We start from the raw sequence: 22,661 nt of genomic DNA, 5'->3' as shown, positions 1-22,661 counted from the left end.
GCTACGCAGGCTCTCAGGATGACGGTTTTGCTTGTCCGAACGCGAAGGCTCCGAACTCAGCCTTCGCCATTCCGCGCGTCGAAATCGTTCCGCGCGCCCTCGATTTCTGGCAGATGCGCGAACGCCCATTCGCCGAGCGCCATCACAGGCACCGCCAGTCCGCGCCCGAGATCGGTCAGCTCGTAGTCGACCCGCGGCGGAATGGTCGGAAACACCGTGCGCGTCACCAGGCCATCGCGCTCCAGGCCGCGCAGCGTCAAGGTCAGCATGCGCTGCGAGATGCCGTTGATCATCCTCCTCAGCTCGTTGAAGCGGCGCGGTCCATCGCGCAGCAGCATGATGACCAGCACGCTCCATTTGTCGCCGACCCGCGACAGCACCGAGGCCACGCCGCGGCAGTCCTGATGCGTCCCGGGGCCACGCGGCAGGCCGGTTTCGGCGGTTACATCGATGTGCTCGGGTTCCATTGGTGTGCTCGGGTTTCAAAAATGTGCGTTCTTGCGGAGATTTAGGGCGGTCACTCATATAGCGCCAGTTACAAACCTATACCAAAGGTGACCCCAGCCATGAAACTTCTGCACATCGATTCCTCGGTCCTCGGCCCCCACTCCGTCAGCCGCCAGGTCTCGGCCGCTGCCGTCGAGCGGCTGCGCCAGGCCAATCCGGGCCTCGTCGTCAGCTACCGCGACCTCAGCCAGACCCCGCTCGCCCACCTCTCCGGCCTGCACCTCGCCGCCAGCCAAGGCGCGGCGCCGGATCCGTCGGTGCGCGACGACATCGCGACCGGCCAAGCGGTGCTGGACGAGTTCCTCGCCGCCGACATCGTCGTGATCGGCGCGCCAATGTACAATTTCACGATTCCGAGCCAGCTCAAGGCCTGGATCGACCGCATCCTGGTCGCGGGCAAGACCTTCAAGTATGGCACCGGCGGCGTCGAGGGATTGGCCGGCAACAAGCGCGTCATCATCGCGATCTCGCGCGGCGGCTATTACGGCGCCGACACGCCGATGGCCGCGCTCGAGCACCTCGAGACCTACCTGCGCGGCGTGTTCGGCTTCATCGGCGTCAGGAATGTTGAGTTCATCCCCGCCGACGGCATCCAGGTTGGCCCCGAGCATCGCGAAAAGGCGGTTGCGGGCGCGCTGCAGGCCGCCGGCAGCCTGAACGCAGCCTGATGTGATTCAAAGTGCCTGCCGTCGCCTGGCGGCGGCAGGCCGTTCAGGTGGACGAACTCAGAACCAGACGCCCTGTATGCCGAGGATGACGGCGACCAGCGAAATCAACAGGCCGATGCCGGAGAACAGCGCGACCGTCACAAACTGCGTCGTATCTGAACTTTCGGATGCGGGCGAAACCGGGATCGACGTCGAAATGCGGGCTGCTTTCGGCATGGCGGCACTCCAAATGATTCCGTGGTGAAAAACTCCCCGCCCAATCAGGAGTCCGGGCAGTACGTCAAAGGTTCAATGCGCGCGATGATAGTCGCAAGCCAAACCGGCCGGTATGAAACGCTTCACACCGGCCGTTCGATACAATGAGAAACAAACCAGAGCGTTTTCGAGCGAAGTGGATACCGGTTCGCGTGAAGAAAACGCGTCAGAATAAAACCAGAGCCCCGGCCCGATTTAATCGGAACGGAAAGGCTCTATCCGCGATAGATCGGCGCGCCCGCCGGTGATGCCGTTGCACCGCCATCGATGAACAGCTCCTGCCCCTGCACATGCGCGGCGTCGTCGGACGCCAGGAACAGCACGGTCTTTGAAATGTGATCGGGCTCGCCGATCCGCCCGAGCGGCGTGGTCTTGCCGATCCGCTGCTCGAAGATCTTCTCGGCCTCGGGCGTCGCGATCGCCGCGCCCCAGATCGGCGTGCGCACCGCGCCCGGCGCCACCACGTTGACGCGGATGTTGCGCGGCGAGAATTCTGACGCCATCACCCGCGCCATCGCGCGCACGCCGGCCTTGCTCGCGGCATAGGCCGAGTAGCCGGGATTGCCGAGCACGGAGATCACCGAGCCGTTGAGAATGATCGATGCGCCGTCGTTGAGGTACGGCGCGACCGCCTGCACCGTGAAGAACACGCCGGTGAGATTGGTCCGGATCACATTCTCGAATGCGGCCAGCGTGGTGCCGCCCACCGGCGTCTGGCCGGGAATGCCGGCATTGGCGAACAGAACGTCATACTTGCCGAACTTCTCGGCGCCCTGCTTCACCGCGGCTTCCAGCGCCGCGACGTCGGTGGCATCAGCCACCACTGCGAGCGCGTTCGGCCCGAGCTCCCTGGATGCCGCCGCAAGCGTCTCCTTGTTGCGCCCGGTGATGACGACCTTGGCGCCCTCCGCCACGAACAGCTTCGCTGTCGCGAGCCCGATGCCGCTGTTGCCGCCGGTGATCAACGCCGTCTTGTTCGCCAGTCTCATTTCCGCCTCCAGTTGGTTGCATTATTAAACTTCTTTGCCTAGCTAAGGCATACGGTTTAATATTGCAACCACACAAGGTCGTGATGGCCCAAACTCCTGGAGACAGCCGGTGAAACGAACCAGCCTTGCAGGCGACAGCTGTCCCGTCGCACGCGCGCTCGACGTGTTCGGCGACTGGTGGTCGCTCCTGATCATCCGCGACGCCAGCCTCGGCCGGCGCCGCTTCGGCGAATTCCAGGCGAGCCTCGGGCTTGCCAAAAACATCCTTGCCACACGGCTGCGCACGCTGGTCGAACGCGGCATCCTGAAGACGGTCCCCGCCTCCGACGGCAGCGCCTATCAGGAATATGTCCTGACGCCGAAGGGCCACGGCATCTTTCCGATCCTGGTCGCGTTGCGGCAATGGACCGAGGAATTCGACGAGCATCCGGACGAGATCGCGACCATCCTGGTCGACCGCGACAAGGGCAAGCCGGTGAAGAAGCTCGCGCTCTATTCGCAGGATGGACGCGTGCTGGGTGCCGCGGATACGACGCTGAAGCCGCGGCCTGCAGCGAAGCGCGCGCGGCGCCTCGTGAGTGCGTAGGACGGGTGTTGCTGGTACGACACGACGGGCAACTCACCAAAAACTTGTCAATCCTCGCCCGCGAAAATATTTCGCTTTATCCGAATGCGCCTCGCGTCGCGAGGATGCGGATGTATGACTCACATACGACGACCCATATTGGGTGTCGTCCCTGCTTTCGTGTTTGGTCCCTGCTGATTGGTTGGATGGAATCGGTGTAGAACGAGGCGTGGCTTTTATCATGGAGCGCTTCGCGTCATGGAACTGAGCCTGCATGCGAACGCCACGACGACACCGAAGACGCGTGCCTACATCCAGCGCAGCAGGAAGTCGGTCGCCCAATTGGCGGCCGAGCTGGGGGTCAGCGAGACCACAATCTATCGCTGGCGCGGTCGCAGCACGGTCGAGGATCGCTCGCATCGGCCGAAGCACCTCACGACCAGCCTGTCCGCCCTTGAGGAACGGGCAGTGTGTGAGCTGCGGACATCGCTGCAGCTGCCGCTGGACGATATCGTCGAGGTGATGCAGCGGTGCATCAATGCCAAGCTGTCCCGCAGCGCGATCCACCGCTGCCTGCAGCGCAACGGCATCAGCCGGCTTGCCAAGCCTGACAAGCCCAGGGCCGGCGTCTTCGAAAGCGCCAGCATCGGCTTCATTCATATCGACGTGAAGTATCTGCCCGCGCTGCAACGCCGCACCAGTTATGCCTTTGTCGCGATCGATCGCGCCGGGCGAGTTTGGCGAGTTAGGTCGCGGCGCCTGCGATCAGGACCAGGGCGTCGTCGGGGCCGCCTTCCCCAGCCGTCTCGTCGCCCGCCGGTCGCCGCCCGCCGGACGCCTTGCGCTTCCGGCCGCCTCCTGTGCTGCTCAAAAGGCCTAATCCGATTCCTACGTTATATATAAAGAGATAAGCCCTTGCCGACCGCAACTCTAGGACGCATTTTGCAACCCTTGGGATAGAAACTCCACAGCTTGGCGCCTCCCCTCAATATCTGGCGATTTGACAGGGACCGCCCCAGCACCCATGTTCGCCCCGACACGGCGGGCCGCGAGTCTAGCGGAACCCACCTTCAAGTTTTCCCGTAAGCTATTGGAATGACATGAATATCGTCATTGTGGAGTCGCCGGCCAAGGCCAAGACGATCAACAAATATCTGGGGTCCTCCTACGAGGTCCTGGCGTCGTTCGGCCATGTTCGCGACCTCCCGGCCAAGAATGGTTCCGTCGATCCCGACGCCAATTTCCAGATGATCTGGGAGGTCGATGCCAAGGCCGCGAGCCGGCTCAACGACATCGCCAAGGCGCTCAAGGGTGCCGACCGTCTGATCCTCGCAACCGACCCCGATCGCGAGGGCGAGGCGATCTCCTGGCACGTGCTGGAGGTGATGAAGGAGAAGCGCGCGCTGAAGGACCAGAAGGTCGAGCGCGTGGTGTTCAACGCCATCACCAAGCAAGCCGTCTCCGAGGCGATGAAGGCGCCGCGCCAGATCGACGGCGCGCTGGTCGACGCCTATATGGCGCGCCGTGCGCTGGACTATCTGGTCGGCTTCACCCTCTCCCCCGTGCTGTGGCGCAAGCTGCCCGGCGCCCGCTCCGCCGGCCGCGTGCAGTCGGTCGCGCTGCGGCTGGTCTGCGACCGCGAGCTCGAGATCGAGAAGTTCGTTCCGAAGGAGTACTGGTCGCTGGTCGCGACGTTGCTGACGCCGCGCGGCGACGCCTTCGAGGCGCGGCTGGTCGGCGCCGACGGCAAGAAGATCGCACGGCTCGACATTGGCTCCGGCGCGGAAGCCGAGGATTTCAAGAAGGCGATCGAGGCGGCCCTGTTCAAGGTTGCGACCGTCGAGGCCAAGCCGGCGCGGCGCAATCCGCAGGCGCCTTTCACCACCTCGACCCTGCAGCAGGAAGCTAGCCGCAAGCTCGGTTTCGCGCCGGCGCACACCATGCGCATCGCGCAGCGGCTCTATGAGGGCATCGACATCGGCGGCGAGACCACCGGCCTCATCACCTATATGCGAACCGACGGCGTGCAGATCGCACCCGAAGCGATCACGCAGGCGCGCAAGGTGATCGGCGAGGACTATGGCAACGCCTACGTGCCGGACGCCCCGCGCCAGTACCAGGCCAAGGCCAAGAACGCGCAGGAAGCGCACGAAGCGATCCGCCCGACCGATCTGTCGCGTCGCCCGGCCACCATCGGCCGACGGCTCGATGCCGATCAGGCGCGGCTTTATGAATTGATCTGGAAGCGCACCATTGCGAGCCAGATGGAGTCGGCGGAACTCGAGCGCACCACCGTCGACATCGAGGCCAAGGCCGGCTCACGCGTGCTGGAATTGCGCGCCTCCGGCCAGGTCATCAAGTTCGACGGCTTCCTCGCGCTCTATCAGGAAAGCCGCGACGACGAGGAGGACGAGGATTCGCGCCGCCTGCCCGCGATGAGCGAGGGCGAGGCCGTGAAGCGCCAGAGCCTTGCCGTCACCCAGCATTTCACCGAGCCGCCGCCGCGCTTCTCGGAAGCATCATTGGTGAAGCGGATGGAGGAGCTCGGCATCGGCCGCCCCTCGACCTACGCCTCGATCCTGCAGGTCCTGAAGGACCGCGGCTACGTCAAGCTCGAGAAGAAGCGGCTGCACGGCGAAGACAAGGGCCGCGTCGTGGTCGCGTTCCTGGAGAACTTCTTCTCGCGCTACGTCGAATACGACTTCACCGCCGATCTCGAGGAGCAGCTCGACCGCATCTCCAACAATGAGATCGCCTGGCAGCAGGTGCTGCAGGACTTCTGGCGCGGCTTCATCGGCGCGGTCAACGACATCAAGGACCTGCGCGTCGCCGAGGTGCTCGACGCGCTCGACGAGATGCTCGGCCCGCATATCTATCCGCCGCGCGCGGATGGCGGCGACGTCAGGCAATGCCCGACCTGCGGCACCGGCCGGCTCAACCTCAAGGCCGGCAAGTTCGGCGCCTTCGTCGGCTGCTCGAATTATCCGGAATGCCGCTACACCCGTCCGCTCGCGGCCGACAGCGCCGAGAGCGCCGACCGCGTGCTCGGCACCGATCCCGACACCGGCTTCGATGTCACGGTGAAGGCCGGCCGCTTCGGCCCCTACATCCAGCTCGGCGAGCAGAAGGATTACGCCGAAGGCGAGAAGCCGAAGCGCGCGGGCATTCCAAAGGGCACCTCACCGGCCGATGTCGATCTCGAACTGGCACTGAAACTGCTGTCGCTGCCGCGCGAGATAGGCAAGCATCCGGAAACCGGGCAGCCGATCACCGCCAGCCTCGGCCGGTTCGGGCCGTTCGTCAAGCACGAGAAGACTTATGCGAGCCTCGAGGCCGGCGACGAGGTCTTTGATATCGGGTTGAACCGCGCCGTCACGCTGATCGCGGAGAAGATCGCGAAGGGCCCGAGCGGCCGCCGCTTCGGTGCCGATCCCGGCAAGCCGCTCGGCGATCATCCGACGCTCGGCGCGGTCGCGCTGAAGAACGGCCGCTACGGCGCCTATGTCGCGGCGGGCGGCGTCAACGCGACGATCCCGAGCGACCGCACCCCCGACCAGATCACGCTCGCCGAAGCGATCGCGCTGATCGACGAGCGCGCGGCCAAGGGCGGCGGCAAAAAGGCCAAGAAGGCCAAGGCGGAAAAGCCCGCCAAGGCGAAGAAAGCCAAGTCCGAGGCGACCGAGACTGACGGCGACGGCGAGGCCAAGCCCGCCAAGAAGGCTGCGTCGAAGAAAGCCGCGGCGAAGCCGAAAACGGATGCGACCAGCAAGGCGCGCGCGCCGGTCGCCTCCGGTGCCAAGACGTCGCCTGCAAAATCATCGGCACCAGCGAAAGCGCCCGCGAAGAAAAGCGCCGGCAAGGCACGAGGATAAGTGAAACGAAAACCCGACCATGGCTTTCCGGGCCGGGACGCCATCGTCGCCTTCATCCGCGCCAATCCAGGCAAGGTCGGCACCCGCGAGATCGCGCGCGAGTTCGGCCTGAAGAACGCCGACCGCGTCGAGCTGAAGCGGATCCTCCGTGAGCTCGCCGACGACGGCACGATTGCCAAGCGCGGCCGCAAGATCCACGAGCCGGCGGCGCTGCCACCGACCCTGCTCGCCGACATCACCAGCCGCGACAGCGACGGCGAGCTGATCGCCACGCCTGCCGAGTGGGACTCGGACGAGAACGGCACCGCCCCGAAAATCCGTATCGAGACGCCGCGGCGGCCGAAGCCCGGCACCACCGCCGGCGTCGGCGACCGCGCGCTGCTGCGCGTCGAAGTCACGGACGAGCAAGACGGCACACCCTATCGCGGCCGCGTCATCAAGGTGATCGATCACGGGCGCACCCGGATCCTCGGCATCTTCCGTCGCAATCCCGATGGCGGCGGGCGCCTGATCCCGGTCGACAAGAAGCAGGCCGGCCGCGAGCTCAACATCGCCAAGGCCGACAGCGGCGGCGCCGAAGACGGCGATCTCATCAGCGTCGACCTGATCCGCACCCGCGGCTACGGCCTCGCCTCCGCCCGCGTCAAGGAGCGGCTCGGTTCGATCGCCAGTGAGAAGGCGATCAGCTTGATCGCGATCAACACCCACGATATCCCGCAGGTGTTCTCCACTTCTGCGCTGCGCGAAGCTGAAGACGCCAAGCCCGCAACCTTGCAGGGCCGCGAGGACTGGCGTGACGTGCCGCTCGTCACCATCGATCCGCTGGATGCCAAGGATCACGACGACGCGGTGCATGCGGAAGTCGATCCCGATCCGAACAACAAGGGCGGCTTCATCGTCCATGTCGCGATCGCCGACGTCGCCTTCTATGTGCGGCCCGGCTCGGCGCTCGACCGCGACGCGCTGCAGCGCGGCAACTCGGTGTATTTCCCTGATCGCGTCGTGCCGATGCTGCCCGAGCGGATCTCCAACGATCTCTGCTCGCTGGTGCCGGGCGAGCCGCGCGGCGCGCTCGCGGTGCGCATGGTGATCGGCGCCGACGGCCGCAAGCGCTCGCATACCTTCCACCGCGTGCTGATGCGCTCGGCTGCGAAGCTACATTATGCGCAGGCGCAGGCCGCGATCGACGGCAGGCCCGATGACACGACGGGCCCTATCCTCGATCCGATCCTGAAGCCGCTGTGGTCGGCCTACGAGCTGGTCAAGCTTGCACGCAACGAGCGCGACCCGCTCGATCTCGATCTGCCCGAGCGCAAGATCCTGCTGAAAGCCGACGGCACCGTCGATCGCGTGATCGTGCCGCAGCGGCTCGACGCGCACCGGCTGATCGAGGAGTTCATGATCCTCGCCAACGTCGCCGCGGCCGAGATGCTGGAGAAGAAGGCGCTGCCGCTGATCTACCGCGTGCACGACGAGCCGAGCCAGGAGAAGGTGCACAACCTGCAGGAATTCCTGAAGACGCTCGACCTGCCCTTCACCAAGCAGGGCGCGCTGCGTCCCACGCAATTCAACCGCGTGCTGGCGCAGGTTGCCGGCGAGGACTACGAGCCGCTGGTCAACGAGGTGGTGCTGCGTTCGCAGGCGCAGGCGGAATACTCCGCCGAGAACTACGGCCATTTCGGCTTGAACCTGCGCCGCTACGCGCACTTCACCTCGCCGATCCGCCGCTATGCCGATCTGATCGTGCATCGCGCGCTGATCCGCGCGCTCGGGCTTGGCGAAGGCGCGTTGCCGACCGATGAAACCGTGGAGACGCTCGCCGAGATCGCCGCGCAGATTTCCGTCACCGAGCGCCGCGCGATGAAGGCGGAGCGTGAGACCACCGACCGCCTGATCGCGCATTTCCTTGCCGATAAGGTCGGCGCCTCGTTCCAGGGCCGCATTTCCGGCGTGACGCGATCCGGCCTGTTCGTGAAGCTCGACGACACCGGCGCCGACGGTCTGATCCCGATCCGCACCATCGGCAGCGAATATTTCAACTACGACGAAACTCGCCACGCGCTCATCGGCACGCGCAGCGGCACCATGTATCGCCTCGGCGACGTCGTCGATGTGCGTCTGGTGGAAGCCGCGCCGATAGCCGGCGCGCTGCGATTTGAGTTATTATCCGATGGTCAGGCAATTCCGCGCGGCAGAAAACGCGACAGCGTAAGGGCCGAGCGCCGTGCCGCCGGATTTGACAAGGGACCGAAACGATCAGGCAAGAAGGCGCACAAGGAGCGGAAATCGCGCAAGAAGGATCGCAAGCCGGCGCAGCAGAAGTCCGGCAAATCGAAGCGAGGCAAGTCATGGAAGTGACACCACCGACAGTGGTCTGGACTCGCGAGGCGGCCGAGCCCGAGAAGCGCGACGTGTGGAGCGCGATGAAGCGCGGGTTCCGCTGCCGCTGTCCGCGCTGCGGAAAAGGCAGACTGTTCCGCAAGTTTCTCAAATGCGACGGCCATTGCCCGGTCTGCGACCTCGACTTCACGCCGCATCGCGCGGACGATCTGCCTGCCTATCTCGTCATCGTTATCGTCGGCCATATCGTGGTACCGATGGCGCTGTGGATCGAGACCAATTATTCGCCGCCGGTGTGGCTGCAACTTGCGATCTATCTGCCGTTCACGCTGTTCGCATCGCTGGCGCTGTTGCAGCCGGTGAAGGGAGCCGTGATCGGCTTGCAATGGGCCCTGCGCATGCATGGCTTTGACGAGAATCCCCCTAGCGACATCCCGCCGGTCTAGCTAAACCGGGCCGCAAGAAGAAATGAAAGGGATGAAATGACTGAAGCTGCCGCGCCCGCCGCTGTCGTCCACCAGGGCGAAAAAGAAGCCGACCATCATGCGTATTTCCGGCCGAAGGATGCGGCGACGCTGATCCTGATCGATCGCTCCGGCGCCAAGCCGAAGGTGCTGGTCGGCAAGCGTCACGACAAGGTCGTGTTCATGCCCGGCAAATTCGTTTTCCCCGGCGGCCGCGTCGACAAGGCCGACAACCGCGTGCCGGTCGCAGCGCCGATCACGCCGGAGCTCGAAGCCAATCTGTTGAAGGGCAGCCCGAAGATCACGCCCGGCCGCGCGCGTGCGCTTGCCAACGCCGCGATCCGCGAGGCGTGCGAAGAGACCGGGCTCTGCCTCGGCCGCAAGGTCGAGAAGCCGCACAAGCTCGACGGGCCCTGGGCACCGTTCGCCGACGCTGGTCTCTTGCCCGATCCGTCCGGCCTGTTCCTGATCGCGCGCGCGATCACCCCGCCCGGCCGCGTCCGCCGCTTCGACACGCGCTTCTTCACTGCCGACGCGTCGACCATCGCGCATCGTGTCGAGGGCGTGGTGCATGCCGATGCCGAGCTGGTCGAGCTGGTCTGGGTCGAGATCGGCTCCGAGCCGCTCGCCGACGCGCATGCCATGACCAAGAACGTGCTCGCCGAGCTCGACCGCCGTCTCGCCACCGGCCCGCTCCGCCACGACGCGCCGGTGCCGTTCTTCCATTTCTACGGCGGCAAGATGCAGAAGGACGTGCTGGGGGCGTAGTATGATCCTCGTCATTCCGAGGCGATGCGCAGCATCGAACCCGGAATCTCGAGATTGCGGCGCGAGATTCCGGGTTCATCGCTGCGCGATGCCCCGGAATGACACTGTCGAGAGAGCGGCCAAAAACAAAATAATCTTCCCGATGGCGCGCCGCGAAACGCCTCCCTATCTGTTCCGCTAACGACATCAAGGACGGAACGGGGCAATGGCGAAGCGTCAACTCAAGCTCGGCGCGTTCATGCGGCCGATCAGCATTCACACCGGTGCCTGGCGCTATCCCGGGGCCTGGCCCGACGCCAATTTCAACTTCGACCACATCAAGACGCTGATCCGTAAGCTCGAGGCCGGCAAATTCGACGCCTTCTTCATGGCCGACCATCTTGCCGTGCTGAACATGCCGATCAACGCGCTGAAGCGCAGCCACACCGTGACCTCGTTCGAGCCGTTCACGCTGCTATCGGCGCTCGCCGCCGTGACGGAGAATATCGGCCTGATCGCGACCGGTTCGACCACCTTCGACGAGCCCTATCACGTCGCGCGGCGCTTCGCCTCGCTCGACCACATCTCGGGCGGCCGCGCCGGCTGGAATATCGTCACCACGTCCAATCCGGACGCGGCGCTGAATTTCGGGCTCGACGACCATATGGAGCACGCCGAGCGCTACAAGCGCGCCCGCGAGTTCTACGATGTCGTCACCGGCCTGTGGGATTCCTTCGCCGATGACGCGTTCGTGCGCGACGTCGAGTCCGGACTGTTCGTCGATCCCGACAAGATGCATGTGCTCAATCATAAGGGCAAATATCTCTCGGTCCGCGGTCCGCTGAACATCGCCCGCCCCGTGCAGGGCTGGCCTGTCATCGTGCAGGCCGGCGCTTCCGATGACGGCAGGCAGCTTGCGGCCGAGACCGCGGAAGCCGTGTTCACCGGCGGCGGCAGCCTGGCCGACGGACAGAAGCTCTATGCCGACATCAAGGGCCGCATGGAGAAGATCGGCCGCGATCCCGAGCATCTGAAGATTCTGCCAGGCGCCTTCGTCGTGGTCGGTGACAGCGTCGAAGAAGCAAAAGAGAAGCGCGCGCTGCTCGACAGCCGCGTGCATTACGACAGCGCGATCGCCTCGCTGTCGGTTATCCTCGGCACCGATGCGTCCGGCTTCGATCCCGACGGACAGTTGCCGCCGATCCCCGAAACCAATGCAAGCAAAAGCGGCCGGCAGCGCCTCGTCGATGTCGCGGCGCGCGACAAGCTCACCGTGCGCCAGCTCGCGCAGCGCGTCGGCGGCTATGGCGGGCTCGCCTTCGTCGGCACGCCGCAGACCATCGCCGACCAGATGGAGGAATGGCTGACCGGCCGGGGCAGCGACGGCTTCAACATCATGTTCCCCTATCTGCCGCAGGGCCTGTTCGAGTTCGTCGATAAGGTGGTGCCGGAACTGCAAAAGCGCGGGATTTTCCGCACAGAGTATGAGGGGCGGACCTTGCGCGAGAATTTGGGCCTGCCGCGGCCGAAAAATCAGTTCTTCGAGGGGTAATTAGGCCCGGAATCGGGGTGATCTTGGCTCAGAAATCCTTGACTTTGGGCTGTTTCTGGCTAGTTTCCCGGCCAAACGCGGGCCGATTTGGCCGGCTCCCGAATTCCCCCGATTTTCGAGGTTTTGCACATGGCCAAGGCGGTCACCATCAAGGTCAAGCTCGTGTCGACGGCCGACACCGGCTTCTATTACGTTGCCAAGAAGAATTCGCGCACCATGACGGACAAGCTGGTCAAGAAGAAGTACGATCCGGTCGCGCGCAAGCACGTCGAGTTCAAGGAAGCCAAGATCAAGTAAGATCTGCAGCTTCCGACGTTTCAAACGGGGCCCTCGCGGCCCCGTTTTTGCTTTCTAGGCTTGCGTCATCCCTCATGATTCCCGGACCAGTCCCGGGCGCAGGGCTCAGATGATCGCAACCTTGGACGAGGGAAACGTCGGCGGCTACTCGGTCGCTTACGGCCGCGAGGACATCTACTTTCCGGTCTATGTCACGGCAGCCCTCGCCGCGATCTTTCTGACCGCGACCTGGATCACGGGCGCGATCTATTGGCTGGCGCCGGCGGCGGCAGCGGGCGGCTTCACTTATTACAACATCCCCCTGCTGGAGGCCGGTCGTCCGACGATCGGGGCCAACCAGTACGGCATCTTCATCCAGGCCTTCGGGCTGATCCGCTGGCGCGCTATCACGCGCATCGACCTCGTCGAGATCGCCGAGCGCGCGATGACGGTTCACGAATTGCAGATCGCACTCAGCGGGCCGCTCGGCAGCGCGCTGGTCGCCGATTGGCGCAAGCGGCCGGCCTACCGGCTGCTGATGCGCCTGCCCTGGCGCATGGACCATCGTGGCGTGGTCCGCGTCAATCTGGAGCCATTCGACCGGACGCCCGACGAGATCCACCGGACGTTCCTCAGGATGTGGCGCTATTATCGGAGCTAACCTTTGAACGCCTCATCGCGCAGATGCGCGTCCGCGATCTCTGCATCCGGATTGTGTGTGATCGTCATGAACCAAACGAGGCTGAAGAACAGCGACCACGCTGTGTTCCAATAGAACCAGTTCATCGGATCACCTCGAACAGCTTAGATCCGCGCCAGCCGGCGAAGATCACCGGCTGCGCGGAATGCCGCCAAAGTCTACTGCACGACCTCGCCGTGCAGTGCCAGATCCAACCCTTCGCGCTCGATGTCCCGCGTCACTCGAAGGCCGACGAAGAGATTGATCACGAACAGGATGATCAGGCTCACCACGGCATCATACACGAAAACCGTCGCGACGCCGATGCATTGATTGAGGAACTGCCCGGGATTTCCTTCCAGAACACCTGCCGTTCCACCATACTGCTCGACCGCGAACACCCCGGTCAGCAGCGCTCCGACGATGCCGCCAAGGGCATGGACACCGAAGCAGTCCAGCGCATCATCGTAGCTGAACATGCGCTTCAAGCCGGTGCATCCCCAGTAGCAGCAGACGCCGGCGGCGATGCCGATCGCGAAAGCGCCGACCGGCCCGACGAAACCGGAGGCCGGCGTGATCGCGACGAGGCCCGCCACGGCACCCGAGCAGATTCCGACGACGGTCGGCTTGCCCTTCAACGCCCATTCCACCAGCATCCAGGTGAAGCCCGCCACCGCCGTGGCGATCTGAGTCACCAGCATGGCCATGCCCGCCTGCATTCCGGCCGTGACAGCGGAGCCGGCGTTGAACCCGAACCAGCCGACCCACAACAGCGAGGCGCCAATGAAGGTCAGCACCATATTGTGCGCCGGCCCCGTCTCGACGCGCTTGCCGAGCATGATGGCGCACATCAGGCCCGCGACGCCGGCGTTGATGTGCACAACGGTGCCGCCGGCGAAATCGAGAACCTTGACATACGCAGCGTCGTTGCCGGCCGAGAATATGCCGTCAGGGCCCCAGACCCAGTGCGCGATCGGCGCATAGACGAAGATCGCCCACAGCCCGATGAACCAGAGCATCGCGGAGAACTTCATCCGCTCGGCAAACGCGCCGGCAATCAGCGCCGGCGTGATGATGGCGAACGTCATCTGGAAGCAGATGTAAACGGACTCGGGGATCGTCGCAGCGAGCGGATTGGGATTGCCGATGCCTCCCTTGCCGATGTCGCTCAGGATGTCCTTGAGGAACAGGCGATCGAGGCCGCCGATGAACGGCGTGCCGGCACGAAACGCCAGACTGTAGGTAAGGACGGCAAACAGGATCGTGACCAGGCAGGTGACCGCGAAGCTGGTCATCACGGTATCGCCGACATTCTTCTTGCGCACCATGCCGCCATAGAACAGGCCGAGCCCCGGGATCGTCATCATCAGGACGAGCGCGACTGACGTGAGCATCCAGGCGGTGTCGCCGGAATTCGGCGTGCACTTCTCGAGAATCTTGCCGCCACAGGCAGGCGGCGCCGCCGCATCCTCGGCCAGCGCGAGATCGTTGAACAGCAGGCAAAGGAACGCCACGCCCAACAAGGCAACCACGATTCTCACGAGCTTTTGGCGCGTGTGTGTCGCAGACTCCATCATCGACCTCCCATCACAAGAGAAATGCTGGCGTTCGGAATGGGCGCGGCGCGTTCGCAGCGTGAGCGCCGAAGGACAGCGCGCGTCCGGCTATCGGGATGTCTCGAAGTGCCGCGGTGCGGGTGGCGGGATGCAGCGAAGTCGCAGCGGCATCAGGCCCGACGCAGGGCACAAGGGCCTCCTGCTCGGCGGCGCGGCAAAGGCCGTGGTGCGCGGATGGCTGGAGAATGACGGCGACTAGCCCCATCGCGGCCAGCCCTTCCCAAAGTCTCCAGGCCGGAACCCTCAGCGAGGGTTTCCGGCACGATTTCTAGCCATATTGAAACAAGATTCGTGCCACCACTGCGCGCCGCGTAACACTTTGAAAACGCTATCGCTTCGATCCGCGGCCGGAACAGCATCGCGCTTCATTGCACGCTCTTGCGGCAAGTGGCCGGTCAAAAACTAGGCAGCACCTGGCGACTGCCCTCGCAAGGAGCAGCCTTCGCAGGAATTCTGAAAGCTAAGCGGCCTTGAGCAGTGGTGGTTGCGCCGGCCTGATCAACGCGAAGGCGAGCTGGATGATGCCGCCGGCAAGACCCAGCGCGACGCCGATGCGCCAGGCCATGGTGTAGGAGCCGAGCGAGTCGTAGATCAGCCCTCCTCCGTAAGCGCCGAGGAAGCTGCCGACCTGGTGGCTCATGAAGGCGAGGCCCTGGATCATCGCCTGCCAGCGCAAGCCGAACATCTCGGCCACCGCGCCCGCGACCAGCGGACCGACGCCCATCCAAAGAAAGCCCATGATCGCGCCGAACAGCAGCGTCGAGCCGGGCGTTGCCGGCAGCATGAAGTACCAGGCGAGCGCCAGCGAGCGCAGGATGTAGATCGCGCCGAGCAGCGCCAGCTTGTTCCAGCGCTGGCCGGCCCAGCCGAAGAACAGCGAGCCCAGCACGTTGAAGCCGCCGATCATGCCGAGCGTCTGCGCGCTCAGCATCGGATCGAGCCCGCAGATCGCGAGATACGACGGCAGATGCGTGGTGAGGAAGACGAGCTGCATGCCGCAGACCATGTAGGCGCAGGTCATCACCACGAAGGCTGCGTTGCCGAACGCGGTCTTCGCCGCCGTCGCCGCGGTGGCGTTGCCGATGTCGTCGCCAGCGGGCTTCGGCAACGGAATCTTGTCGACGCGCCCGGCGTACAACGCCGCCGGGATCATGAAGATCGAGAGAATGACAAAGCCGGCAAGTCCGACGCGCCAACCGAAACCCTCATTGAGCATCTGGCCGATCGGCGCCGACAGCAGCGCGCCGAGCGAGCCCGCGGCGGAGACCATGCCGAGCACTGTCGAGCGTACCGTCTCCGGCACCGCGCGCGCCGAGACCGACATTGCGATCGCATTCGCGGTGCAGGCGAGCGAAAGGCCGATCAGGACACCGGCGCCGATCATGATGGCAACGAGCCCATGCGCCGTCGTCATCAGCACGAGGCCCGCGATGTAGGCCAGCGCGCCGACCACCATGATCGGGCGAAAGCCGTAACGCACCGTCATCGCGCCGGCGACCGGCTGCAGAAAACCCCAGGCGAGGTTCTGCACCGCGAGCGCCAGCGTGAAGTGGGATATCGAGATGCCGATGTCGTGCGTCAGCGGCTGCATGAAGATGCCGAGGCTCTGCCGCAGCCCCATGCTCAGCGTGAGCATGATGGAGGCGCCGATCAGGATGGGAAGGGTGGGACGCAGGACCTGCAACAGGGGCATTGTTCTTATTCTCCCATAACGGCACGGCACGCGTGCCATGGCCTGCGATTCATGCATGTTTTGGTTACACAGACCTGTGCACTTAGGCTATACAGGGGGCCGACTGTCAAGCGAAGAGGATCACGGCTGGCGCATGGCTTCCCCGCCTCCCAAACAGACCATGAAGGAGCGGATCCTCGAGACCGCTGACAGACTGTTCTACCTGCAAGGCATTCGCGCCATCGGCGTCGACACCATCGCGGCCGAGATCGGCATCAGCAAGCGCACGCTCTACAACCACTTCCCGTCGAAGGACGCGCTGATAGAAGCCTATCTGCAACGCCGCTTCGTGCAGCCGCGTCCCTCCGACAAGCCGCCGGCCGAGCAGATTCTCGCAACCTTCGATTCGCTGGAGCGGCGCTTCTCGGCGAAGGACTTTCGCGGCTGCCCGTTCGTGAACGCGGTGGCCGAGCTCGGGCCGGAGGACGAGGATCGCACCTTCAGGAACATCGCAATCGCCTTCAAGGAAAGCCGCCGGCTCTGGTTTCGCGATCTGCTGCGGCGGCTCGGCGTCGCCGATGCCGAGGGACTTGCGACCCAGCTCACGCTGCTGGTCGATGGCTCGATCGCGCAGGATCTGGTGCGCGACGATCCGGCGATGGCGCACGCGGCCAAGGAAGCCGCGCGCGTGTTGCTGGCAAATGCAGGCGTCAAGGTCGGCAGCCCCGCCCCCGCCGGCAAGAAACGCGCCGGATAAATCCGGTTGCGTGCGGAAGTCAGGTTTGGTTGTTAACACCGACCGCAGGCCACGGCATTCCCGGCTGGATATTCCGTCCGGCGAGATTGGCAGCGACCGCGCGAAGACCTGCTACTTAGAAGACTTGCGGCACAACAGGGGAAACGACCATGGAAGATCTGAAGGTGACGGCCACCGGCTATGATTTCGCGCCGGCGCGCGCGGCCATGCAGCGCTACATCGACAACGATCTCCTGTCCGGCATCTCCTGGACGGTTCTGGTCGGGCGCGACATCGCTGACACGGGCTGCGTCGGATGGGCCGACAAGGAAGCGCAGATTCCGTTGCGCACCGATCACATCTTCCGCGTCTTCTCCAACACCAAGCTGATCACCTCCTGCGCGGCGCTGCTGCTGGTCGAGGAAGGCCGCTTCCGGCTCGACGATCCGATCGAGACCTTCATCCCGCAACTCAGAAACCGCAAGGTGCTGCGGCCGGGCGCGACGTCGATCGACGACACCGAACCGGCGCAGCGGTCGATCACCATTCGCCATCTGCTGAGCCACTCGGCCGGCCTCAGCTACGGCCTGTTCGATCCGGGCACACCGATCTTCAAGGCCTACAACGAGCGCAAGATCCTCAATCCGATGACGACGCTCGCCGACATGGTCGACGGTCTGTCCGATCTGCCGCTGGTGTTCCATCCCGGCTCGTCGTGGGAATATTCCGTTGCCATGCACGGCTGGTCGAGGTGGTGAGCGGCCAGCCGTTCGACAAGTTCATCAAGGCGCGCATCCTCGATCCGCTCGGCATGGTCGACACCGGCTTCCATGTTCCGGAGAAGGATCACAACCGGCTCGTCGCCTATTACGCCGGCGCCGATCTGATGGACCCGATGAAGCCCGGGCTGACGCGCACCGACAACGCGCCCTATCCTGGCGCCTATCTGCGCCCGGTGCCGCGCTTCAATGGCGGCGGCGGCCTCGTCTCGACGCTGCATGACATGGTCGCGCTGATCCGCAGCCTCTTGCCCGGCGGGCCGACGCTGCTGAAGCCGGAGACGATCGCAGAGGCGATGACCAACCAGCTCACGCCGGGCCAATGGATCCGCTTCGCGATGATGGGCGAGCAGCCCGGCAAGACCTATGGTCTTACCGGCGGACTGATCCTCAACCCCTCCTCGATCGATCATCCCGACGCCGCCGGCGAACTCTATTGGGGCGGTGTCGCAGGCACGCAGTGGTGGATTTCGCCCAAAACGGGCATCGCCGGCGTCATGATGGCGCAGCGCCAGATGGCGTTCGTCCATCCGTTCTCGTTCGAGTTCAAGCGGATGGCCTATGACGCGGTGAGACGCGGCCGCTAAGGGCACTTCGTAGCCCGGATGGAGCGCAGCGAAATCCGGGAAGCTGGTGCAAGCGGCGCGATACCCCGGATTGCGCTTCGCTGCATCCGGGCTGCGAGATCGCGCTACGCTGCCGCAGACACCACGCGGTTGCGGCCGTCGTGCTTGGCGCGATAGAGCGCGGTGTCGGCGCGCTTGAGCACATCGGTGACCTGCTCGCCCTTGCGCTCCAGCGTGGTGAGACCGATCGAGATCGTGACGGTGATCCGCTTGCCGCCCTTGTCGACGGTGAAGGGCTCGCCCGCGATCGAGCGGCGCAGCCGCTCGGCGACCATCCCGGCGACATGCAAGTCGGTCTCGGGCATCACGATCACGAACTCCTCGCCGCCATAGCGGCAGGCAAGATCGATGCCGCGGATAGACTTGCGGATACGGACGGCGAATTCGCGCAGCACATCATCGCCGGCATCGTGGCCGTAGGTGTCGTTGATCGCCTTGAAGTAGTCGATGTCGAGGATCATCAGCGCCAGCGGCTTGCCGCGGATCGAGGCCTGCTCCGCCAGCGTCGCGAGGTGGCTTTCCATGTAGCGCCGGTTGTTGAGACCGGTCAGCGCATCCGTGATCGCCATCTCGATCGAGTTCTGCACATTGTCGCGCAGATGATCGGTGTAGCGGCGGCGGCGGATCTGCGTGCGCGCACGCGCCAAGAGCTCGTTCTTGTCGACCGGACGCAGCAGATAGTCGTTGACGCCGATCTCGAGCCCGCGCATCAGCCGCGTGTTGTTGTCGGCATCCGAGATGGCGAGGATCGGGACCTGGCGCGTGCGCTCCAGCGAGCGGGCCTGGCTGCACAGCCGCAGGCCGTCGTAATTGTCGAGGCTGAGCGACACGATCAGCAAGTCGTAATTGCCCTCGGCGGCGTGGAACAAGGCTTCCGACGGATTGATCTCGACGTCGACGGTATGCTCGGCCGAGAGGATCGGCGCCAGCTTCTCGTAGGACGACGGCCGGTCGTCGACGAGGAGAATGCGGCCGCCGGTGCCCTTGTCGGCGATCGCGCTGCGCTCGGGCGCCTGCATGCCGATCTCAAGCGAGGTGATGGCGCGCATGCGCAATTCGTCGGTCATCATTTTCAGCCGCGTCAGCGAGCGGACGCGCGCGATCAGCACGACGTCGGACACCGGCTTGGTCAGGAAGTCATCGGCGCCGGCTTCAAGGCCGCGCACGCGATCGGCCGGGCTGTCGAGCGCGGTGACGATGACGACCGGAATGAAATGGGTCGCCGGATTCGACTTCAGCCGGCGGCAGACCTCGAAGCCGTCCATGTCGGGCATCATGACATCGAGCAGGATGATGTCGCATTCGGCGCGTGCGCAAATTTCCAGTGCCTCGGTCCCGTTGGAGGCAGTCAACACATCGAAATATTCGGCTGACAGACGGGCTTCCAACAACTTGACGTTCGCCGGAACGTCATCGACCACGAGGATACGCGCGGACATTGCACCACAACTCCCCTATCCGATAAAGCGTCGGACAGTCTCAATAAATTTGCCGACCGAGATCGGCTTGGACAAATAGGCTTCGCAGCCGCCCTCGCGGATACGTTCTTCGTCGCCCTTCATGGCGAAGGCGGTGACCGCGACCACCGGAATTGCGCGCAGATCGGGATCGTCCTTGATCCAGCGCGTGACCTCCAGGCCGGAAACCTGGGGTAGCTGGATGTCCATCAGGATGAGGTCGGGGCGCAGCTTGCGGACAAGGTCGAGCGCTTCGAAGCCATTGCTGGTGCCCGAAGTCTGATAGCCGTGCGCTTCCAACAGATCGCGAAAGAGCTTCATGTTGAGCTCGTTGTCCTCCACGATCAGGACGGTTTTGGCCATCCCGTCCCTCCCAAACCCAGGAGACGGGCCCGGCTGCGGTACCTCACGCACCGCGCTCGGGGCGCGTCGAAAATGTGAATTCAAACTAGCGCCAGAATCGCTCTAACCCGTTAACCCGAAGTCCAACTTCCGCAGCGTGGTTTCCGTTGCTTGAACACATGAGGAAGACTCGGGCATGATGGGCCTCTCAATAGAGACCATAAGTTAACGGAAAGGCAAACCGGCGCGTTGAAAAAGCCTGTTCACAACCCCCGGGAAGTTGCTGAAATCGTTGCGATTCAGGCGCTCGGCTTCATTGCCGGCGATCCCGAGCGGCTGGGCCTGTTCCTGGCTGAAACCGGAATCGGTCCAGAGACGCTGCGGAACGCCGCGTCCAACCCTCAATTTCTTGCGAGCGTGCTCGATTTCGTGATGCGCGACGACGCCACCGTGAAGGCGTTTGCCAGGGCCTCGGAACTGCACCCGACCAATATCGCCGCCGCCCATCAGGCGCTGGGCGACCCGAAATGGGAGCGCGACGTGCCGTGACGACGGCAGCGGCAGCTTCCGACGGCCCCCTCAGTTTCTGCCGAGACTGCCTCGGCGACCTCGATATCAAGGTGAAGCGATGCAGCCATTGCGGCTCGCCGCGGCTGGTGCGTCATCGCGCCCTGCCCGCGCTGGCGCTGGCGCACATCGACTGCGACGCGTTCTATGCCACCGTCGAGAAGCGCGACAATCCCGAGATCGCCGACCGCCCGGTCATCATCGGCGGCGGCAAGCGCGGCGTCGTGTCGGCCGCCTGTTACATCGCCCGCACCTATGGCGTCCGCTCGGCGATGCCGATGTTCAAGGCGCTGGAACTCTGCCCGGATGCGACCGTAATTTCGCCGGACATGGCGAAGTATGTCCGGGTCGGGCGCGAGGTGCGGCAGGCGATGCAGGCGCTGACGCCGCTGGTCGAGCCGCTGTCGATCGACGAAGCCTTCCTCGATCTCGCCGGCACGCAGCGCGTCCACGGCATGATCCCGGCCAAGGTGCTCGCCAAATTCGCCCGCGATGTCGAGCGCGACATCGGCATCACGGTGTCGGTCGGGCTGTCCTGCAACAAGTTCCTCGCCAAGATCGCCTCCGACCTCGACAAGCCGAGGGGCTTTGCCGCGCTCGACCAGGACGAGGCGCGCGAGATGCTCGCCAGCAAACCGGTCGGCTTCATCTACGGCGTCGGCCCTGCGACCCAGGAGAAGCTGGTGCAGCGCGGCTTCCGCATCATCGCCGACCTGCAGCGCGCCGACGAGAACGAATTGATGAAGCAGTTCGCGAGCGAAGGCCGCCGGCTGTGGCGGCTCGCGCGCGGCATCGACGACCGCAGCGTGGTGGCCGATCGCGGCGCCAAGACGATCTCGAGCGAGACCACCTTCGAGACCGACATCCGCGACTTCGCAACGCTGGAAAGACTGCTCTGGAAACTGTCCGAGAAAGTCTCGGCGCGGCTGAAGACCAGCGAGCTCTCGGGCTGTACCATCACGCTGAAGCTGAAGACCGCGGACTTCCGCCAGCGTACCCGTTCGCAATCGATCCAGACCCCGACCCAGCTTGCCGCCAAGATCTTTGCGGTGTCGCGCGAGATGCTCGCGAAGGAAGTCGACGGCACCGCCTTCCGCCTGATGGGCACCGGCGTCAGCGCGCTGCGCCCGGGCGCGCAGGCCAACGATTCCGACATGCTCGACCGCCGCTCGGCGCACGCCGAACGCGCGATGGACAATCTGCGCAGGAAATTCGGCAATGCCGCCGTGATCAGGGGCATTGCCTATGAGGGGCCGCAGAAGAGCGAGGGGGAGTAATTCATCGTTGACGTCATCCCCGCGCAAAGGCCTCGCCTTTGTCGCTGGAGGCGCGAGCGGAGCGAGCCTTGAAGGATGACCGGAAAGCCTCGGGCCGTCGCCCTTCGAGACGCGCGCGATGCGCGCTCCTCAGGGTGACGGTACTCAGCGTCACGATGCCCTTCTCAATCCGCGACCGCAACCGCCTCGATCTCAATCAGCCATTCCGGCGCCGCGAGCGCGGTGACGCCGACCAGCGTAGAGGCCGGCGGCTCCATGCCCTCAAAGAACGCCGAACGTGCCTTGCCGATGATGGGACGGAGCTCCGGCTTGTAGCCGACGACGAAGGTCGTGATCTTCACGATATTGGAATAGCTGGCTCCGGCGGCCTTCAGCGCCATGCCGAGGTTCTGCATCACCTGCGTCGTCTGCGCGGCGAGATCGCCGGCGCCGACCACGCGGCCCTCCTCGTCGACGGAGACCTGTCCCGAAATGTAGATCGTGCGCGCGCCGGAGGCGACGACGACGTGGGAGTAAGCCGGATTGTGATGCAGGCCGCTGGGGCGAAGGTGGTTGAGCTCGCTCATGAGGTGCCTCCCTGACACGTGCGTTTTGGGAAGCGTACTCGTGTCGGACGGTTCCGGCCAGTGCGGTGTCGTGGAGTGCTCGGGCTTGCTCCGCCGTCGTCCCGACGAA

Annotated in this window: 24 protein-coding genes; 15 read left to right on the top strand and 9 right to left on the bottom strand. The window is 64.5% G+C overall.

The genetic code is table 11. The features are described from left to right. Window positions 1-56: 56 nt before the first annotated feature. Window positions 57-467: a helix-turn-helix domain-containing protein gene (locus tag J2R76_RS04960; protein ID WP_168858165.1), complete on the bottom strand. Its 411-nt coding sequence runs from the start codon at window positions 465-467 to the stop codon at window positions 57-59. Window positions 468-566: 99 nt separating this feature from the next. Between J2R76_RS04960 and J2R76_RS04955 the strand changes: the two genes are divergently transcribed. Continuing rightward, on the top strand, window positions 567-1,175 hold the full coding sequence (locus J2R76_RS04955; protein WP_076834471.1) for an FMN-dependent NADH-azoreductase: 609 nt from the start codon (window positions 567-569) through the stop codon (window positions 1,173-1,175). Between the two features lie 57 nt (window positions 1,176-1,232). Here the strand turns inward: J2R76_RS04955 and J2R76_RS04950 are convergent, their stop codons facing one another. Then, on the bottom strand, window positions 1,233-1,391 hold the full coding sequence (locus J2R76_RS04950) for a hypothetical protein (protein ID WP_092078167.1): 159 nt from the start codon (window positions 1,389-1,391) through the stop codon (window positions 1,233-1,235). Between the two features lie 254 nt (window positions 1,392-1,645). Further along, the gene (locus tag J2R76_RS04945; protein WP_229163205.1) at window positions 1,646-2,419 is read right to left on the bottom strand and encodes an SDR family NAD(P)-dependent oxidoreductase; all 774 of its coding nucleotides are present in this window, start codon (window positions 2,417-2,419) and stop codon (window positions 1,646-1,648) included. A gap of 109 nt (window positions 2,420-2,528) precedes the next feature. Between J2R76_RS04945 and J2R76_RS04940 the strand changes: the two genes are divergently transcribed. From J2R76_RS04940 to J2R76_RS04900, 9 genes are all read left to right on the top strand, one after another. Beyond that, entirely contained in the window at window positions 2,529-3,005 is a 477-nt protein-coding gene (locus J2R76_RS04940; protein WP_057020794.1) for a helix-turn-helix domain-containing protein, read from the top strand. 237 nt (window positions 3,006-3,242) lie between these two features. Beyond that, window positions 3,243-3,887 carry a leucine zipper domain-containing protein gene (locus J2R76_RS04935; protein ID WP_253623780.1) on the top strand — a complete coding sequence of 215 codons (645 nt, stop codon included), beginning with the start codon at window positions 3,243-3,245 and terminating at the stop codon, window positions 3,885-3,887. Window positions 3,888-4,084: 197 nt separating this feature from the next. Next, entirely contained in the window at window positions 4,085-6,856 is a 2,772-nt protein-coding gene (topA, locus tag J2R76_RS04930) for a type I DNA topoisomerase (RefSeq protein WP_253623779.1), read from the top strand. After that, window positions 6,857-9,214, top strand: coding sequence for a ribonuclease R (rnr, locus tag J2R76_RS04925; RefSeq protein ID WP_253623778.1), 2,358 nt, complete (start codon window positions 6,857-6,859; stop codon window positions 9,212-9,214). Next, the gene (locus J2R76_RS04920; RefSeq protein WP_018271985.1) at window positions 9,205-9,642 is read left to right on the top strand and encodes a DUF983 domain-containing protein; all 438 of its coding nucleotides are present in this window, start codon (window positions 9,205-9,207) and stop codon (window positions 9,640-9,642) included. Before rnr ends, J2R76_RS04920 begins: the two co-directional genes overlap by 10 nt. 36 nt (window positions 9,643-9,678) lie before the next feature. Next, window positions 9,679-10,428 (top strand): NUDIX domain-containing protein, encoded by a 750-nt coding sequence (locus tag J2R76_RS04915; protein ID WP_141342741.1) that lies wholly within the window; start codon window positions 9,679-9,681, stop codon window positions 10,426-10,428. A gap of 205 nt (window positions 10,429-10,633) precedes the next feature. Next, window positions 10,634-11,959 (top strand): LLM class flavin-dependent oxidoreductase, encoded by a 1,326-nt coding sequence (locus J2R76_RS04910; protein WP_057020797.1) that lies wholly within the window; start codon window positions 10,634-10,636, stop codon window positions 11,957-11,959. Window positions 11,960-12,088: 129 nt separating this feature from the next. Continuing rightward, complete coding sequence (rpmG, locus tag J2R76_RS04905) at window positions 12,089-12,256, top strand: 50S ribosomal protein L33 (RefSeq protein ID WP_018271988.1); 168 nt, start codon at window positions 12,089-12,091, stop codon at window positions 12,254-12,256. Window positions 12,257-12,365: 109 nt separating this feature from the next. Further along, complete coding sequence (locus tag J2R76_RS04900; protein WP_028341027.1) at window positions 12,366-12,896, top strand: hypothetical protein; 531 nt, start codon at window positions 12,366-12,368, stop codon at window positions 12,894-12,896. On the opposite strand, the gene J2R76_RS40570 is transcribed toward J2R76_RS04900, so the two are convergent. The 3 genes from J2R76_RS40570 to J2R76_RS04890 form a co-directional block, all read right to left on the bottom strand. Further along, window positions 12,893-13,021 (bottom strand): hypothetical protein, encoded by a 129-nt coding sequence (locus J2R76_RS40570; RefSeq protein ID WP_256520374.1) that lies wholly within the window; start codon window positions 13,019-13,021, stop codon window positions 12,893-12,895. The two genes, J2R76_RS04900 and J2R76_RS40570, sit on opposite strands and share 4 nt — an antisense overlap. A 72-nt stretch (window positions 13,022-13,093) precedes the next feature. Next, on the bottom strand, window positions 13,094-14,491 hold the full coding sequence (locus tag J2R76_RS04895) for an ammonium transporter (protein WP_274612836.1): 1,398 nt from the start codon (window positions 14,489-14,491) through the stop codon (window positions 13,094-13,096). Window positions 14,492-14,990: 499 nt separating this feature from the next. Further along, entirely contained in the window at window positions 14,991-16,223 is a 1,233-nt protein-coding gene (locus J2R76_RS04890) for an MFS transporter (RefSeq protein ID WP_057020799.1), read from the bottom strand. Window positions 16,224-16,356: 133 nt separating this feature from the next. Here J2R76_RS04890 and J2R76_RS04885 point away from each other — a divergent pair, with 133 nt between their 5' ends. The 3 genes from J2R76_RS04885 (at window position 16,357) to J2R76_RS04875 (ending at window position 18,304) form a co-directional block, all read left to right on the top strand. Continuing rightward, window positions 16,357-16,959, top strand: coding sequence for a TetR/AcrR family transcriptional regulator (locus J2R76_RS04885; protein ID WP_253623776.1), 603 nt, complete (start codon window positions 16,357-16,359; stop codon window positions 16,957-16,959). 149 nt (window positions 16,960-17,108) lie between these two features. Beyond that, window positions 17,109-17,696: a serine hydrolase gene (locus J2R76_RS04880; RefSeq protein WP_253623775.1), complete on the top strand. Its 588-nt coding sequence runs from the start codon at window positions 17,109-17,111 to the stop codon at window positions 17,694-17,696. Beyond that, on the top strand, window positions 17,654-18,304 hold the full coding sequence (locus tag J2R76_RS04875; protein ID WP_253623774.1) for a serine hydrolase: 651 nt from the start codon (window positions 17,654-17,656) through the stop codon (window positions 18,302-18,304). Before J2R76_RS04880 ends, J2R76_RS04875 begins: the two co-directional genes overlap by 43 nt. A 104-nt stretch (window positions 18,305-18,408) precedes the next feature. On the opposite strand, the gene J2R76_RS04870 is transcribed toward J2R76_RS04875, so the two are convergent. Then, on the bottom strand, window positions 18,409-19,782 hold the full coding sequence (locus tag J2R76_RS04870; protein WP_028336389.1) for a PleD family two-component system response regulator: 1,374 nt from the start codon (window positions 19,780-19,782) through the stop codon (window positions 18,409-18,411). A gap of 15 nt (window positions 19,783-19,797) precedes the next feature. Further along, window positions 19,798-20,163, bottom strand: a complete 366-nt coding sequence (locus tag J2R76_RS04865) for a response regulator (RefSeq protein WP_028336390.1) — start codon at window positions 20,161-20,163, stop codon at window positions 19,798-19,800. 228 nt (window positions 20,164-20,391) lie between these two features. Here J2R76_RS04865 and J2R76_RS04860 point away from each other — a divergent pair, with 228 nt between their 5' ends. Further along, the gene (locus J2R76_RS04860) at window positions 20,392-20,691 is read left to right on the top strand and encodes a DUF3572 domain-containing protein (RefSeq protein WP_076834488.1); all 300 of its coding nucleotides are present in this window, start codon (window positions 20,392-20,394) and stop codon (window positions 20,689-20,691) included. Beyond that, window positions 20,670-21,986: a DNA polymerase IV gene (locus tag J2R76_RS04855; protein WP_253623773.1), complete on the top strand. Its 1,317-nt coding sequence runs from the start codon at window positions 20,670-20,672 to the stop codon at window positions 21,984-21,986. The genes J2R76_RS04860 and J2R76_RS04855 overlap by 22 nt, the downstream gene beginning before the upstream one ends. Before the next feature lie 164 nt (window positions 21,987-22,150). On the opposite strand, the gene J2R76_RS04850 is transcribed toward J2R76_RS04855, so the two are convergent. Next, window positions 22,151-22,552, bottom strand: a complete 402-nt coding sequence (locus J2R76_RS04850; RefSeq protein WP_038388572.1) for a RidA family protein — start codon at window positions 22,550-22,552, stop codon at window positions 22,151-22,153. Between the last annotated feature and the right edge of the window lie 109 nt (window positions 22,553-22,661).

This window comes from Bradyrhizobium sp. USDA 4532, from assembly GCF_024171315.1.
Classification (GTDB): domain Bacteria; phylum Pseudomonadota; class Alphaproteobacteria; order Rhizobiales; family Xanthobacteraceae; genus Bradyrhizobium; species Bradyrhizobium australafricanum.
The sequence above is the reverse complement of the archived record's forward strand: the minus strand, read 5'-3'. Positions and strand labels throughout refer to the sequence as shown.